Source organism: Burkholderia sp. KBS0801, from assembly GCF_005937855.2.
Taxonomy (GTDB): Bacteria; Pseudomonadota; Gammaproteobacteria; order Burkholderiales; family Burkholderiaceae; genus Burkholderia; species Burkholderia ambifaria.
Genome location: NZ_CP042177.1, coordinates 859,507 through 875,534, shown reverse-complemented (window position 1 = coordinate 875,534; position 16,028 = coordinate 859,507). Strand labels below are relative to the sequence as shown.

12 protein-coding genes are annotated in these 16,028 nt (G+C 66.5%); 5 read left to right on the top strand and 7 right to left on the bottom strand.

Annotated elements, in window-relative coordinates:
* Positions 1 to 6: 6 nt before the first annotated feature.
* From FFI87_RS04225 to FFI87_RS04215, 3 genes are all read right to left on the bottom strand, one after another.
* Positions 7 to 891 (bottom strand): Kdo hydroxylase family protein, encoded by an 885-nt coding sequence (locus tag FFI87_RS04225; RefSeq protein ID WP_011656152.1) that lies wholly within the window; start codon positions 889 to 891, stop codon positions 7 to 9.
* 61 nt (positions 892 to 952) lie between these two features.
* The gene (waaC, locus tag FFI87_RS04220) at positions 953 to 1,948 is read right to left on the bottom strand and encodes a lipopolysaccharide heptosyltransferase I (protein WP_138848155.1); all 996 of its coding nucleotides are present in this window, start codon (positions 1,946 to 1,948) and stop codon (positions 953 to 955) included.
* A 174-nt stretch (positions 1,949 to 2,122) separates the two neighbouring features.
* Positions 2,123 to 3,517, bottom strand: coding sequence for a phosphomannomutase/phosphoglucomutase (locus FFI87_RS04215; RefSeq protein WP_012363244.1), 1,395 nt, complete (start codon positions 3,515 to 3,517; stop codon positions 2,123 to 2,125).
* A gap of 241 nt (positions 3,518 to 3,758) precedes the next feature.
* On the opposite strand from FFI87_RS04215, the gene FFI87_RS04210 reads away from it, so the two are divergent.
* From FFI87_RS04210 to FFI87_RS04190, 5 genes are all read left to right on the top strand, one after another.
* Complete coding sequence (locus tag FFI87_RS04210) at positions 3,759 to 5,015, top strand: hypothetical protein (protein WP_138848156.1); 1,257 nt, start codon at positions 3,759 to 3,761, stop codon at positions 5,013 to 5,015.
* Positions 5,012 to 5,836, top strand: a complete 825-nt coding sequence (locus FFI87_RS04205; protein WP_012363242.1) for a glycosyltransferase — start codon at positions 5,012 to 5,014, stop codon at positions 5,834 to 5,836. Before FFI87_RS04210 ends, FFI87_RS04205 begins: the two co-directional genes overlap by 4 nt.
* A 62-nt stretch (positions 5,837 to 5,898) precedes the next feature.
* Positions 5,899 to 7,035, top strand: a complete 1,137-nt coding sequence (locus tag FFI87_RS04200; RefSeq protein ID WP_012363241.1) for a glycosyltransferase family 4 protein — start codon at positions 5,899 to 5,901, stop codon at positions 7,033 to 7,035.
* Positions 7,036 to 7,049: 14 nt separating this feature from the next.
* The gene (galE, locus tag FFI87_RS04195; protein WP_012363240.1) at positions 7,050 to 8,072 is read left to right on the top strand and encodes a UDP-glucose 4-epimerase GalE; all 1,023 of its coding nucleotides are present in this window, start codon (positions 7,050 to 7,052) and stop codon (positions 8,070 to 8,072) included.
* 27 nt (positions 8,073 to 8,099) lie between these two features.
* Complete coding sequence (locus FFI87_RS04190) at positions 8,100 to 9,206, top strand: MraY family glycosyltransferase (protein ID WP_012363239.1); 1,107 nt, start codon at positions 8,100 to 8,102, stop codon at positions 9,204 to 9,206.
* A gap of 118 nt (positions 9,207 to 9,324) precedes the next feature.
* Here FFI87_RS04190 and FFI87_RS04185 read toward each other — a convergent pair whose 3' ends face one another.
* The 4 genes from FFI87_RS04185 to FFI87_RS04170 all read right to left on the bottom strand — a co-directional run bounded on the left by FFI87_RS04185 (position 9,325) and on the right by FFI87_RS04170 (position 15,859).
* Complete coding sequence (locus FFI87_RS04185; protein ID WP_261378539.1) at positions 9,325 to 11,673, bottom strand: protease pro-enzyme activation domain-containing protein; 2,349 nt, start codon at positions 11,671 to 11,673, stop codon at positions 9,325 to 9,327.
* Between the two features lie 302 nt (positions 11,674 to 11,975).
* Complete coding sequence (locus tag FFI87_RS04180) at positions 11,976 to 13,859, bottom strand: polysaccharide biosynthesis protein (RefSeq protein WP_138848158.1); 1,884 nt, start codon at positions 13,857 to 13,859, stop codon at positions 11,976 to 11,978.
* Between the two features lie 12 nt (positions 13,860 to 13,871).
* Complete coding sequence (locus tag FFI87_RS04175; RefSeq protein WP_012363236.1) at positions 13,872 to 14,888, bottom strand: MraY family glycosyltransferase; 1,017 nt, start codon at positions 14,886 to 14,888, stop codon at positions 13,872 to 13,874.
* Positions 14,889 to 14,893: 5 nt separating this feature from the next.
* Complete coding sequence (locus FFI87_RS04170; protein ID WP_138848159.1) at positions 14,894 to 15,859, bottom strand: UDP-glucose 4-epimerase family protein; 966 nt, start codon at positions 15,857 to 15,859, stop codon at positions 14,894 to 14,896.
* Positions 15,860 to 16,028: the final 169 nt, after the last annotated feature.

The following is a 16,028-nucleotide window of genomic DNA, read 5'->3' as shown; positions in this document are numbered from 1 at the left end:
GCGCGCTCAAACCAGCGCCCGGCCGGTCAGGCGCTCGAGAATCCCCAGCGGCGCGCATTCGCGGCGCACCATCGCGTCGACCGGCAGGAAGAAGGTCTGCTCGAGCATGAACTGGCCGGACATCACAGCGTGCGAAGTCTGATCCGAGAAACATATCCACACGCTGCCCGGCGGAAACGGCATCGTCTGCTGCGGACAGGTCTTCTGGTAATCGAGATCGGCTTTCATTCCGTCGTGCAGGTTGAGCATCAGGTGGTCGTATGCGCTGCGCGGCGACTTCGTCACGTGCAGCAGGTTCAGCAACCACGCCGAGCCCGGCAACTGCGGCCGGATCTTCGGCAGGAAGCGCTTCGCGACGTCCTCGAACGGCTCGCCGACACGCCACACGCGCGGCTGGCCGGCCGGGTTCACGTTGGTGAACACGCGCAGGATCCGCTCGCCGTAGTTCGGCCGCGACGGGAACGCGTCGACGTGCAGCCGGCTGTCGTCCTTGCGCCAGGACGTCTGGCGCGTCTCGACCTGCATCAGCCGCAGGCTCGTCGGCGCGACGCGCAGCTTGCCGCGGTATTCGGGAAAGAGGCCGTCGACGAGCGTACCGGCCTGCTGCTGGAAGCGCGCGACGAGCGCGCGCACGGCCGACTGCGTGACGCTGTCGCCGAGCACGCCGGCGAGCACGCCGCCGTTCGGCGCGAGGCTGATGTTCTTGCGTTTCGGATCGGCGAGCGACGGATCGAGCAGCGCTTCCTCGCCGCCTTCGATCGCGAAGCGCAGGTGCGGGAAATACAGCACCTTGCCTTCCTCGACCGCGGCCAGCAGCTGCTCGCGGGGCGCCGACAGGTTGTGTCCGCTCCAGTCGGCGGACGGGACTTCGATGATCTGGGATTCGCTCATGATCGGTTCGCGTGCGTGACGGGCAGGAGGGGCAGGAGAGACAGGACAGGCGTGACGTGCATCACAGCAGACCGAAGCCCGCGAGCGCCGCCTTCACCTGCGCGATCGACGGCGGCTGCCCCGCCGTGCCGAGATTGACGACGTTCGGCGACCAGTAGCCGCCGGTGCGCCAGGCCGTTGCGAAATTGTACAGTTCGACCGTCGGGCGCTTGAGCGCGGCCGCGATGTGAACCAGACCTGTATCAACCCCGACGGTGGCGGCCGCGCCGTCGATCAGGCCGACGACGGCCGGCAGCGACAGCTTCGGCGGCACGATCGCCGCCGCGCCGAACTCCTTCGCGAGCCGCTCGCTGGTCGCGCGCTCCGCGTCGTTGCCCCACGGCAGCACGAGCGACGCGCCGCGCCGCACGAGCGCCTGGCCGAGCTCGATCCACGCGGCGTCCGGCCACTGCTTGTCGGCACGCGAGGTCGCGTGCACGAACACCACGTACGGCACCGGCAGGTTCAGGCCGAGCGCCGCAACGGCGAGCGCCGCCGCGCGCGTATCGAGGCCGAAATCGACCGGATCGACCGGCGTCGGCGCCGGATCGCCCAGCGCGGCCGCGACCAGCTGGCGCGAGCGCTCGACCACGTGCGTGCGCGGCGCGATCGGCACGCGCTGGCGATAGAAGAAGCGCACCGGCCATTCGTAGCCGGCGCCGTCGGTGCGATTGCCGAGGCCAGCGAGCGGGCCGCGCGCCCAGCTCGCGACCCAGGCCGTCTTGATCAGACCCTGGCAGTCGATCACGAGGTCGTACTGCTCGGCCACGAGCCGCTTGCGGAACGCGCGGATCTCGCGCCACGTCGCGCCCGAGAACGGCTTCTTGCGCCAGCGGCGCAGCGAGAACGGCAGCACGTCGCGCACGCCGTCGACGAGCCGCACGAGGTCGACGAAGCTCTCCTCGACGAGCCAGTCGATCTGCGCATCGGGATGGCGGCGCCGGATATCGGCGATCACCGGCATGTTGTGCACGACGTCGCCCAGCGACGACACGCGCACGATCAGGATCTTTTGCACGCTGAAAAAACGCCGGCGGATAGCCGGCGACAGGCATAAAGACGCGATTTTATCGCGCCCGGGACGTCAGACAGACAAAAAGCGGCCGCACGCGTGAGCGTGCGCCGCTTTTCGGGGATGGCGCGACGGCCCGTTCGAGCGTCGCGCCGGCGACGGCACGCAGGCCGCCGGGGTTCAGAACGGCAGCTTGACGTCCGGCTTCGCGGCCGTCAGCACGCGGCGGAAGTCCTCCTGAATGCGCTTGAGCCCTTCCTTGGTCTCCGATTCGAACCGCATCACGACGACCGGCGTCGTGTTCGACGAACGCGCAAGGCCGAAACCGTCCGGGTACTCGACGCGCAGGCCGTCGATCGTCACGACTTCCTCCGCACCGTCGAACTTCGCCTCTTTCTGCAGCTTGTCGATCAGGCGGAAGTTCTCGCCTTCGTCGAGCCAGAGCTGCAGCTCGGGCGTGCTCATCGCGTCCGGCAAGCCGTTCAGCAGCGCGCTCGGATCGGCCGTCTTCGCGAGGATCTCCAGCAGGCGCGCGCCCGTGTAGAGGCCGTCGTCGAAGCCGTACCAGCGATCCTTGAAGAACACGTGGCCGCTCATCTCGCCGGCGAGCGGCGCACCCGTCTCGCGCAGCTTCGCCTTCACGAGCGAATGGCCCGTCTTCCACATCAGCGGCTCGCCGCCCTTCGCCTTCACCCACTGCGCGAGATGGCGCGTGCACTTCACGTCGTAGATGATCTGCGCGCCCGGGTTGCGCGACAGCACTTCCTCCGCGAACAGCATCAGCTGGCGGTCCGGGTAGATGATCTGGCCATCCTTCGTGACGACGCCCAGGCGGTCGCCGTCGCCGTCGAACGCGAAGCCGAGTTCGGCGTCGGTGTCCTTCAGCGCCTGGATCACGTCCTGCAGGTTTTCCGGGTGTGCGGGATCGGGGTGATGGTTCGGGAACGTGCCGTCGATGTCGGTGAAGCGCTCGACGAGTTCGCAGCCGAGCGCCTTGAACAGGCGCGTCGCGAGCGGGCCCGCGACGCCGTTGCCGGCGTCGACGACGAGCTTCAGCGGGCGCGCGAGCTTCACGTCGCCGACGATGCGCGCGATGTACTGGTCCGCGACGTCGAACTCCTCGAACGTGCCGCTGCCCGTTTCGAAGCGCTCGTCGACGATGCGGCGGTACAGCGCCTGGATCTGCTCGCCGTAGATCGCGGCGCCGCGCAGCACCATCTTGAAGCCGTTGTAGTCGGGCGGGTTGTGGCTGCCCGTGACGACGATGCACGAATCGACGCGGCGTTCGCCGCCCTTCAGTGCAAGCGGCACGCTCGCCGCGAAATAGCCGACCGGCGTGGGCACCATGCCGACGTCGACGACGTCGACACCGGCCGCACGCAGGCCATCGGCGAGTGCGCCGACGAGCTCGGGCCCCGACAGGCGGCCGTCGCGCGCGACGACGACCGCGTCGCCGCCCTGGGCGCGCACTTCGCTGCCGAATGCCCGGCCGATCCCGCGCGCCGTGTCGGCGTCGAGCGTCTTGCCGACCACACCGCGAATGTCATATGCCTTGAAGATGGATTGGGAGATCATCGATTCTCTCTCGGTTGCGTGCATGGAAAATAATCTGGCCGCCTTTCGCGCGTGCCCGGCATCATACATGCGGGCCTTGCGCGACAAGGAACGGGCGGCTGGTGCGGCCGCGATCCAACTTATAATCGCGGGTTTTGATGACGCGCATTCTGTCCATTTTAATGCCTAGCCGTTCCGCTGCCGCCAACCTCCCGCCTCCCGGCGCCCTGCCGGCCGCCTCCAGCGCGTGCGGCCGCCCCGCATGCTGAAGCGATTCGGCAATCCGGACGTCGCGAAGGCCGTCGCGAATCTCGTCTGGCTCGGGCTCGAACGGCTCACGCAGATCGGCGTCGCGATCGCGATCAGCGGTCTTCTGGCCCGTTATTTCGGGCCGGACGTGTTCGGCAAATGGCAGTATGCGAATACGCTTCTCCTCGTACTGGCGCCGCTCACCTGGGTGTGCGGCGCCGAAATCCTGGTTCCGACCATCGTCCAGCGCCCGCCCGCGCAACTCGGCGCGGTGCTCGGCAGCGCATTCGCGCTGCGCATCGGCGTATCCGCCGTCGCGCTCGTCGCGACCTGGATCGCGATCGGCGCCGGCGCGTTCGACCCGCTCGTCGGCGCGATGCTCGCGGGCCTCGCGGTCACGATGGTGTTCCGCGAGCCGTTCGTCGGCGTGATCAACGCGTGGCTGCAGAGCATGACCTACAGCAAGCCGCAGCTCATGACCAGCATGGTCACCGCGCTGGCGAAGGCGCTGCTCGTCTGGCTGCTGGTGCGCGCGGCCGCCGGCCCTGCCCGCTTCGCGTGGCTGTGGGCGCTGGAGGCCGCCGCAATCGGCTTCGCGCTCGTGCTGTACTACCGCCATCGTAACGGCGGCACGCTCGGCTGGACGTTCGACAAACCGCTGTTCAGGCACTTCGCCACCGCCGGCACCGTGTTCTGGCTCGGCCTGATCTGCATGTACCTGTTCCTGAAGCTCGACCGCCTGATGCTCGAGCGTCACGTGTCGTTCGCCGACCTCGGCCGCTACGCGGCGGCCCAGCAGCTCAACGAGAACTGGATCACGCTCGCGCTGATGCTCGCGCAGACCATCGCGCCCGCGTTCGTGTACCGCGTGCAGTACGTCGCGCGGCTGCGCCGCAACATCGTCCGGCTGACCGCGATGACCGCCGGCCTGATGACCGCCGGCGCGCTGGTGCTGGACGCGGCCGCACCGCTCATCGTCGGCAAGGTGTTCGGCCACGGCTACGAGGCGTCGGTCGACATCTTCCGCTGGGCCGTCTGGCTGTCCGTGCCGGCCGGCATCGAGGCGATAGGCAATCTTATCGTTCTCAAATATCAAGCAAAATTCGTGTTGCTGGCGAAATGGGTGCTCGCGCTCGCGATCGCCGCGCTCGTCAACGTGTTCGCCATCCCCCGGCTCGGCCTGTACGGGGCGCTCGTCGGGCTCGCGGCCGGCTATGTCGCCGCCACCGCCGTTAATTTTTATTACATTCGTTTCAGGCTGCGCCCATGACGTCTTCCGCTTGCCCGCTCCCGCTCGACGACGTGGCCGTGCTGATGCCGGCCTACAACGGACACGACGACGTCGCCCGCACCCTGGCGTCGTTCAGCGAGGACGCGCCGGTGCACGTGCTGATCGTCGACGACGGCAGCACGCCGCCGATCGTCGCGCCCGAGTTGCCCGGCCTCGCGGTCGACGTGCTGCGCATGCCGCAAAACGGCGGCATCGAGCGCGCGCTGGAGGCCGGCATCGACGCGCTCGCGGCGCGCGGCTTCCGCTATGCGGCCCGCATCGACGCCGGCGACCTCGCCGCACCGCGGCGGCTCGCGAAGCAGCGCGCGTATCTCGACGCCCATCCACGCGTGGCCTGCGTCGGCATGTGGACCCAGGTCGTGTCGCGCGCCGGCGAGGCGCGCTTCATGCTGACGCCGCCAGCCGATCCGCGCATGCTGCGCCGCACGCGCTTCCTGCGCTCGCCGCTCGTGCATCCGTCGGTGATGCTGCGCATCGACGCGGTGCGCGAAGTCGGCAACTACCGCGCGAAGTACCGTGCGGCCGAGGATCTCGATCTTTTTTTACGGTTAATGCAACGCTACGATTGCGCGAACCTGCCCGAGCTCGGCCTCTACTACGAGCTCAACGAGGGCGGGATCAGCGCGACCCGGCGCCGCCGCCAGCTGATCTCGACGCTGTCGCTGCTGCTGCGTCACTTCAACGCGCTGAACCCGTACGACTGGGCCGGTCTCGCCAAGAACCTGCTGCATTTCGTGACGCCGTACCGTACGCTGCAGCGGATCAAGCAGACGCTGTTCGCGGCGCGGCCGTCCGCTTAGGGTCTGTTCACGCGGTCTGTTCACGCCCGGCATTTTCGACGCTTTATTTTTTCTTTATTTTCATGTCCGCTACCTCCTCGCTGCGCATCGCGCTCGTCTGCAACACGGCCTGGGCGATCTATACGTACCGCCACGGACTGATCCGTGCGCTCGTCGCGCGCGGCGCCGAGGTCGTCGTGATCGCGCCGCACGACCGCACGGTGCCGCTGCTCGAGCAGATGGGCTGCCGCTACGTCGCGCTCGCCGTCGCGTCGAAAGGCACGAGCCCGCGCGAGGATCTCGGCACGCTCGCCGCGCTGGTGCGCCATTACCGCGCGCTGCGGCCCGCGCTCGTGTTTCATTACACGATCAAGCCGAACATCTACGGATCGGTCGCCGCGTGGCTCGCGCGCGTGCCGTCGATCGCGGTCACCACGGGCCTCGGCTACGTGTTCATCCAGAAAAGCCGCGCGGCGAGCGTCGCGAAACGCCTGTACCGGTTCGCGTTCCGCTTCCCGCGCGAAGTCTGGTTCCTGAACCGCGACGATCTCGCGACCTTCACGGACGAGCGGCTGCTCGCGCACCCGGACCGCGCGCGGCTGCTGCACGGCGAAGGCGTCGATCTCGACCAGTTCGCGCCGGTGCCGCTGCCCGGCGGCCTCGGCCCGGTGTTCATCCTGATCGGCCGGCTGCTGTGGGACAAGGGCGTGCGCGAGTATGTCGAGGCCGCGCGCGTGGTGCGTGCCCGCTACCCGGACGCGCGCTTCCAGCTGCTCGGGCCGCTCGGTGTCGACAACCCGAGCGCGATCAGCCGCGCGGACGTCGACGCATGGGTTAGCGAAGGCGTCGTCGAGTATCTCGGCGAGGCGCACGACGTGCGCCCGCACATCGCGGCGGCCGACTGCGTCGTGCTGCCGTCGTACCGCGAAGGCGTGCCGCGCACGCTGATGGAAGCGTCCGCGATGGGCCGCCCGATCGTCGCGACCGACGTGCCGGGCTGCCGCGACGTGGTCGGCGACGGGGAAACCGGCTTCCTGTGCCGCGTACGCGACAGCGCGAGCCTCGCGGAGCAGTTGGTCCGCATGATCGAACTCGGGCGCGCCGGACGCGACGCGATGGGCGCGCGCGGCCGCCGCAAGGTGGCCGAGGAATTCGACGAGCAGCAGGTCGTCGAACGTTACCGGCAGACCATTCATACATTGACCGGCATCACACTCTGAAGGAGCGCATCAGCATGACCGCTAAAGGCACCATCCTCGTTACCGGCGGTGCGGGCTACATCGGCTCGCACACGGCCGTCGAGCTGCTCGACAACGGCTACGATGTCGTGATCGTCGACAACCTCGTCAACAGCAAGGCCGAGTCCGTGCGGCGCATCGAGAAGATCACGGGCAGGACGCCCGCGTTCCACCAGGTCGACGTGTGCGACGAAGCCGCGCTCGCGAAGGTGTTCGACGCGCATCCGATCACCGGCACGATCCATTTCGCGGCGCTCAAGGCGGTCGGCGAATCGGTCGCGAAGCCGCTCGAGTACTACCAGAACAACATCGGCGGCTTGCTGACCGTGCTCAAGGTAATGCGCGAGCGCAACGTCAGGCAGTTCGTGTTCAGCTCGTCGGCGACCGTGTACGGCGTGCCCGAGCGCTCGCCGATCGACGAATCGTTCCCGCTGTCCGCGACCAACCCGTACGGCCAGTCGAAGCTGATGGCCGAGCAGGTCCTGCGCGATCTCGAGGTCTCGGACCCGTCGTGGCGCATTGCGACGCTGCGCTACTTCAACCCGGTCGGCGCACATGCGAGCGGGCTGATCGGCGAGGATCCGGCCGGCATCCCGAACAACCTGATGCCGTATGTCGCGCAGGTCGCGGTCGGCAAGCTCGAGAAGCTGCGCGTGTTCGGCTCCGACTACCCGACGCCGGACGGCACTGGCGTGCGCGACTACATCCACGTCGTCGATCTCGCGAAGGGGCACATCGCCGCGCTCGACGCGCTCGCGACGCGCGACGCGAGCTTCGTCGTGAACCTCGGCACGGGCCAGGGCTACAGCGTGCTGGAAGTCGTGCGCGCGTTCGAGAAGGCGTCGGGCCGCCCGGTTCCGTACGAACTCGTCGCGCGCCGCCCGGGCGACGTCGCCGAGTGCTACGCGAATCCGCAGGCCGCGGCCGACCTCATCGGCTGGCGCGCGACCCTCGGAATCGACGAGATGTGTGCCGACCACTGGAAATGGCAGGAGGCGAACCCGCGCGGTTTTGTATAATCCGCTGTCCATTTTTCGAGCGATCCCATGCTCAGCTTCGCGTCCGGCTTCATCGTCTCCCTGCTCGTCACGTTGTTCATCGTGCGTTATGCGCATCTGCACGAGAAATTCTCGATCGACAGCGACCTGGCCGGCGTGCAGAAATTCCACGTGCGGCCGGTGCCGCGCGTCGGGGGCATCGGGATCCTCGCCGGCGTCGTCGTTGCCGCGCTGGTGCTGTCCCGACGCTACCCGACGATCTCCGGCAGCATTCTCGGGATCGTCGCGTGCGGGCTGCCGGCGTTCCTGTCAGGCCTCGTCGAGGACCTGACCAAGCGCGTGTCGCCGCGCGCGCGGCTGCTGTGCACGATGGGCGCCGCCGCGCTGGCGTTCTGGCTGCTGAACATCGCGGTCACGCGCATCAGCGTCCCGCCGCTCGACTTCCTGCTCCACTACGTCGCCATTTCGGCGTTCATCACCGTGCTCGCGGTCGCGGCGCTGGCGAACGCGATCAACATCATCGACGGCTTCAACGGCCTCGCGTCGATGGTCAGCTTCATGATGTTCGCATCGCTTGCGTACGTCGCGTTTCATGTCAACGACCCGGTCGTGATGTCCGCGTCGATCATCATGATGGGCGCCGTGCTCGGCTTCTTCCTGTGGAATTTCCCGGCCGGGCTGATCTTCCTCGGCGACGGCGGCGCATATTTCATAGGCTTCATGCTCGCCGAACTCGCGATCATGCTGGTGATGCGCAACCGCGAAGTGTCCGCGTGGTATCCGGTGCTGCTGTTCATGTATCCGATCTTCGAGACCTGCTTCTCGATCTATCGGAAGAAGTTCATCCGCGGGATGTCGCCGGGGATTCCGGATGGCGTGCACCTGCACATGCTCGTGTACAAGCGGCTGATGCGCTGGGCCGTCGGCACCAAGCATGCGCATGATTTGACGCGGCGGAATTCGCTGACGTCACCTTATCTCTGGCTGCTGTGCCTCGTCGCGGTGATTCCGGCGACGCTGTTCTGGCGGCATACCGTGCATCTGTTCGTTTTTGTCGTGCTGTTCGCGCTGACTTATGTGTGGCTTTATCTCAGCATCGTAAGGTTCAAGGTGCCCAGGTGGATGGTCGTGAGGAAGGAAAGGCGCGGGCATTGAGGGGGTGGATGACCGGCGTGTTGCCGGTTCACGCGACGACGCGTGGCCCCGATGACGGACGAGTCGCCGTTGCCGACTGAATCAATGACGGCGCCCCGGCGACTCGACCAACGAACGGCTAGCTTCCCGCGGTATTCGAGCTCCAGTTCGGTATCCGCGCATAGATCACGATGTTTCCGTCGTCCTGAACGTAGGTGACCGCGCCCGGATTTCCACTGGTGCCGGAATACCAGAGCGGAGCGCCCGAGGAGCTGTAGACGACCAGATTGCCGTCCGGTTGCATCGCCGCGTACGCACCAGGGTGATTGTAGGTACGAGAACTCCACTGCGGAACGCCCTGACGGAGCAGCACCAGGTTCCCGTCGCCCTGCATGACGAGCACGTTTGCGCCGTTGCCTGAAGTCAGGCTCTGGCCGCTGCTCAGCGTCATGCCGCCGTTCCAGACGGCCGGGCCGCTCGAGGAATTCGGCAGGCCCGCCGCGGAAGTCGACGTGGCAAATACCGGCACGGATACCCGGTAGATCACCATGTTGCCGTCGTCCTGCACGGAGAGACGCTGGTCAAAGGTCGTGCCGTTGGTGGACGAGGACCACAACGGCTTGCCGCTTACGCTGTAGATGACGAAGTTGCCGTCGGTCTGGAACACGCCATAGGCACCGGCATTTCCGTTGGTCCGCGAACTCCACACCGCGGCGCCGTTGGCCGTGTTGTACAGTACCAGGTTGCCGTCATCCTGCATGGCCAGTCGATGACTTCCTGACGCCGAGTACACGATTTGCGACGGCCTGAGCGTCGTGCCTTCGGCGACCTCGCCGCCATAGATCGGCGAGGTCGGCACGCATATCGCGGAATGCAGCGCGCTGACGTTCGGCGTGCCCCAGCCGGTCACGAAATCCCATCCTGAACCCGCACTGTATGCACCGTTCGACCCGTTGGTGACATCGCGAAAGATCGAGGGGGTCGTCGCCTGTGCGCTGTACAGCGTGGGCGCCGCGAAACCGAGGCTGGCCGCGCAGCCACCGGACAGCATGCGCGCCCACGTCGCGGCAAACAGCGGCGCGGACAGGCTCGTCCCGCCCACGATCTCGAGTTGCCCACCGACGACGACCTGTGCACCGCTGTACGGATCGGCGTCGAACGCGATGTCCGGCATGCCTCGGAAGAAGCGGCCCTTGAGCGCCGGCACGTTCGACTGCCACGAGGGAATCGGCTCGATGCCGCTGATGCCGCCGCCGCTGCCGTCCCACGCGGTCTCGCCCGCGTAGCTGCCGTTCCCGTTCGTATAAAGCGATGTGCCGCCCACGGCTACCACGTAGGGGGAAGTCGCCGGGTATTGCACCGATGTGCCGCTGCAGCCGTATGCAACACTGCCTGAATCCCCGGAACTGACCGCGAACGTCTGTCCCTGCGCGACGGCGAGCTCGAACAGCGTGTCGATGGCGGCCGTCGGCGCCCAGTTCTCGCAACCGCCGATCGACATGTTCACGACGCGCGCGGTGTTGTCGGTCACGGCCCGATTGATCGCGAGCGCCATGTTGCTCCACGCGAACGATGGCGCGACATAGAAATTGAGTTGCTTGACGCCGCCGGACATCCCGACGATGGTCTGGCTATCGAGCGACCATTCGGTGTTCGCGCTGGTGTCGGCGCTTGGCGAACCGACATTGATCACCGAAACGGGTACGGCAGGCAGCTGATGATTGCTTGCGAAGGTGGCCAGGTCGATGACGGGCTGCGTCAGATTGCCTTCCGCAATGATGCCCACGGTGATGTTGCTGGCCGTCGGCGTACTGCCCACGGAATAGATGCCGGGAAAGTCCGTCGGACTATGCGCGACCGTCACGGCCGCGGTTGTCGGCGACGCATTCGCTTGCGGCGCCGCCGCCGAAAGCGAGGCGCGAACGAAATGCGGATGAACGCGGGTCGCCGTATCCAGCCCCAGTACCGATTTAACGACCGCGCCGAGGGCATCGGGCATCGTCTCCGGGGCGGTGTTGATATGGGCGCTGGTGCCGTCCGCCATCGCGACTGGCACCAGGGTCGTCTGGAACACGCCGGAGACCACACCGGCCGGCGCATCGGCTTCGACGATCATGTTGTTGCCGGCGACGTCGATGTTCGTGAAGCCCTTACTTTGCAGATAGGCCTTCACGGTGGCGACCTGGCCGGCGGAGGGCGTGTATCGCGCGGCGATCTGCGCGGAGGTCAGCACGGCACCGAAACTGGCGCTGCCGGGCGTTCGCGCATCCTGCACGAAACGATGCAACGCGGCTTCGTCGTTCAGTTTGAGTACGAGCGCGACATGGATCGGCGCCGTCGCGCTCATTGGCGCCGCGCTCACCACGTTGCCTGTGGCGCGCAGTGCGGACACTTTACCCGTCTGCGCAGCGACATTGGTAGCAGCGGCCGTCGGACTATCGTCCCCGCCGCACCCTGCAAGCGCGAACACCATGAGGGCCGCGCTCATTCCCCTTGCAATATGCTGCTTCATTGGATTGGTATGGACCGTAGAGCTCGTATTTGGCTTTTCGTTCTTTTACGGCAATCGCACGGCAATCTTGAGGGAAACATAGGAAGTATTCGGCCGGTAGTCAAATGAATGCGGCCAATCGATTCGGGGAACGGGAAGGGGCCGATTCACGCGCCGAGCGATACGGTGGCGCCACGCGCGTGCCAAAGCCGATACCGGCCCGATCCGGGGCGTGGAATAAAAAAAGCGCCTCACGGGCGCTTTTTGGGGATAGCCGACGCACACACGCGGCGGTGCGTCTACTTGCTGGACGCCGCCCGAACATCCGGCACGCTCTGCAGCACGGGAGCGACCGTCGTCTGGTATTCAGGCACCCAGCGGCGCAGATCGCGCCGCACTTCGTCGTCGCTCAGCACCCGGTTCTGCATCAGCCACGGCAGCAATTCGTCGAGCAAGTGATCCGGCACTTCCCGCGCACGCGCGATCCGCAGCTTGGGATGCGGCGTGCGCGTCGTCGTCTCGTCGTCCGCGAGCAGTTCCTCATAGAGCTTTTCGCCGGGTCGCAGCCCCGTGAACTCGATCCGGATCTGTCCCTCCGAAAAGCCGTACAGACGAATGAGGTCGCGCGCGAGATCGACGATCCTGACGGGCTCGCCCATGTCGAGAATGAAGATCTCGCCGCCGTGCCCCATGCTCGACGCCTGCAGCACCAGTTGGGACGCTTCCGGGATCGTCATGAAGAACCGCGTGATCTCGGGATGCGTGACGGTCACCGGGCCGCCCTTCGCGATCTGCTGCTGGAACTTGGGGATCACGCTGCCCGCGCTGCCGAGCACGTTGCCGAACCGCACGGTCTCGAACTGCGTGCCGCCGCTCGTTTGCTGCAACGCCTGGCACGCCATCTCGGCGAGACGCTTGCTCGCGCCCATGACGTTGGTCGGGTTGACGGCCTTGTCGGTCGAGATCAGCACGAAGTGGCGAACATCGTGGCGAATCGCGGCACGCGCGACCCGATATGTGCCGAGCACGTTGTTGCGCAGCGCCTGCCACGCGTTGTGCTCCTCCATCAACGGCACGTGTTTGTATGCGGCCGCATGGAACACGATGTGCGGCGCATGGCGCGACATCACCTGGTCGAGCAGCAACGAATCCTTCGCATCGCCGATGATCGGCACGACGGGCTGGTCGGGGAAGCGTTCCCGCAACTCCTCGGTAAGCCGATACATCGCGTATTCGGACAGATCGAACGCGACGATCTGCGCAGGTGCAAAACGCAGGATCTGGCGGCACAGTTCGGAGCCGATCGAACCGCCCGCGCCCGTCACCATCACGACGCGACCCCGCAGCAGCGCCTCGACGTGCGGCGTGTCGATCGTCACCGCATCGCGGCCAAGCAAATCCTCGAGGTCGATATTGCGCACCTGCGACAGGAACCCCTGCCCGGGCATCAGTGCGGTCAGCGATGGCAGCACCATCGCCTTGATGCCGGCGCGCACGCACAGCGTCGCGACGCGGCGCTGCGTTTCGACGGACGCCGACGGAATCGCGATGATCGCGTATTCGACCTTGATCGCGTCGGTCCAGTGCTTCAGGTCGTTGAACGAGCCGAGCACCTTGTAGCCGTAGATCTCGCGCCCATGCTTGGTGACGTCGTCGTCGAGCAGGCCGACCAGACGCCATTCGCCCGAACGCGACAACTCGCGCGCGAGGCTGGCGCCAGCCGTGCCGGCGCCGAGCACCAGCACGGGCTTGCCCTGTCCGACGAGGCCGCCGTACAGGTAGAACTCCTTCGTCGCGCGGTACAGCGCGCGGGCGCCGCCCATCAACAGGAACAGCATCAGCGGTGAGACGAGCAGCACCGAGCGCGGGATGATCGGTGTCGGCTGGAACATCACGGCCCCGATCATCACGATCACGCTGCCGCCGGCAACCGCCTTCGAGATCCGCATCAGGTCGGGAAGGCTCGCGAACACCCAGAGGCCGCGATACAGGCCGAACACATGGAACATCAGCGCGTAGACCGGCAGCGTCCAGACAAGCGCGGTCACCGCGCCGCCGAGGAAATCAGCCGGAACGCTACCGTTGAAACGAACGAGATAAGCGAACAACCACGACGCGACCACCGCCGTCAGGTCGAACAGGAAAGCACTCAGCGACAGCCACGATGCTTTGGATCGCAACATCGGCAGGAAACCTCAAGAGTTGTTTTCGGCGGCCGACTGAAACCGGCGCCAACGCATGTCGATCACCAACCCGATACATGCAAGGACGCCATACCATGCGACAAACAACAGCCATTGCTGCTGTTCAGGGCGGCCTTTTGCCCACACGGCGATGATTATGCCTGCGAGCATGATGAGGTACCAATAAAGAGCAGTCCGGCGGTGACCTACGCCCGAACGGACCATCCTTTGATAATAATGCTCCCGATGCGCCTGCCAGAACTTTTCTCCACGTAACAGGCGCCTCAAAAGTGTTACAGATGCATCAGCAATAAAGGGCGCGAAGACGAGTGCCGGAAACCATATCGGCCACGCATCGGCACGCCATCCCCAGTAGCCAAGCGCGCCGGCAAGGAATCCCAACGGAATCGAGCCTGCGTCGCCGAGAAACAGGCGAGCCGGATGGAAATTGAGCAACAGGAACCCGAGCGCCGCGCCGGCAACGGCCGCGCCAGCCACGGCGAGATCCGGTGACGTGTTGGGGCCGGTCAGCGCCGCAGCCCCGTATGCACCGAAGCCAAACAGCGCCATACCGCCCGCGAGGCCGTCGGCACCGTCCATGAAGTTGTACAGGTTCGTCAGCCAGACCATCACGAAGCCGACGCCCGCGAGCAGCCACCAGGGCGCAGCGGCCGGATAGACGACGATCAGCGCAACCACGGCCACAAGATGAGCCGAAAACCGCACGCGGGCCGGCAGCCCGCGCCGGTCGTCGATTTGCGACATCGCCGCCAGCCCCGCCGCGCCGACAGCAATCAGCCACAACGCCGGCGCAAGCGCCAGCAGCAAGACAACGCAGACCGGCACGATCCCCCATCCACCGACGCGCGGCGTCGGCAGCGTATGGAGCGAACGATCGTTCGGAATGTCGGTGGCAAGGCGCCATGCGAGGCCGGTCGCGAGCAGCGTGCGCAGGATGGCCGTCGTCGCGATGGCGGCGACCAGCGCCACCACGACCGCGTATGGCCCTGTGGAGATCGGGAAATGCATGTCGACTATTGTTGTGTATCGCGCGAACGATACCATGCGGCGGTCGCTGCGAGGCCCTGGCGGGTCGTATAGGGCGGATGCCAGCCAAGCACGCGCCCGATCCGGCCGGTATCGAGTTGCAGGCTGCCGGTCAGGCGCTCGATGACCGCGCTGCGGCCCGTCAGCTTGCCGAGCACGCGCAGCAGCACCGGCGGCACCGCGACCAGCCGCGCCGGCTTGCCGAGCGCGTCTCCGACGAGGCGCAGCAGGCCCGTGACCGACGGTGCGTCGTCGTCGGCAACATGAAAGCATTCGCCGGCCGCGCGCGGGTCGATCGCGCAACGCAGCAGCGCATCCGCGAGGTTTTCGACATAGACGATGCTGCGGCGCGCCGAAACGGCGCCGAACGGCAGCGGTATCCCGCGTGCGACCGCATCCATCATCCGCAGGAAGTTGGCGCGTACGGCCGGGCCATAAACGAGCGGAGGACGAACGACGACGACGTCGAGCCCTGCCGACGCGCCGAACTGCGCGAGTTGTCGTTCCGCATGCAGTTTCGAGCGGCCGTATGCATCCTGCGGATCGGGTTCGACGGCTTCCGACAGCGGCGCGCCGTCGTCGCCCTCCCCGACCGCCTTGATGCTGCTCGCGAACACGATGCGGCGTACGCCGTGATTGCGCGCCGCCTGGGCAAGCCGCAGCGTGCCGACGACGTTGGTGGCATCGAACGCCCCATCGGGATCGGGCGACTCGTCGCGCATCACGTGCACACGGGCGGCAAGATGGATCACGCAGTCGGCGGCCAGATCGGCCGGCCACGCTTCATCCAGGTGATCGAAATCGGCGGTGCCGTGTACCCATTCGCGCACGCCATCGATGCAGCCGCCCGGTCGCCTTACCAGTGCGGTAACCGTGTGACCGTCCTGCAGCGCACGGCGGCACAGTGCACGGCCGACAAAACCATTCGCGCCGGTGATGACGAGATGGGTCATCGCCCCCTCCGACCGGGTCGGCTGACGGTTCGACGAAACGGCGCGAACCTGCCTGTCGCGCCGGCAGGCGGCGCGGGCCGATGCACGCTGGAACGGCACGGGGAAACGGAAAGGGAAATTGAGACAAACACGTCGGGATCTCGAAGACGTAAAGCATGCCGCTCGCCGG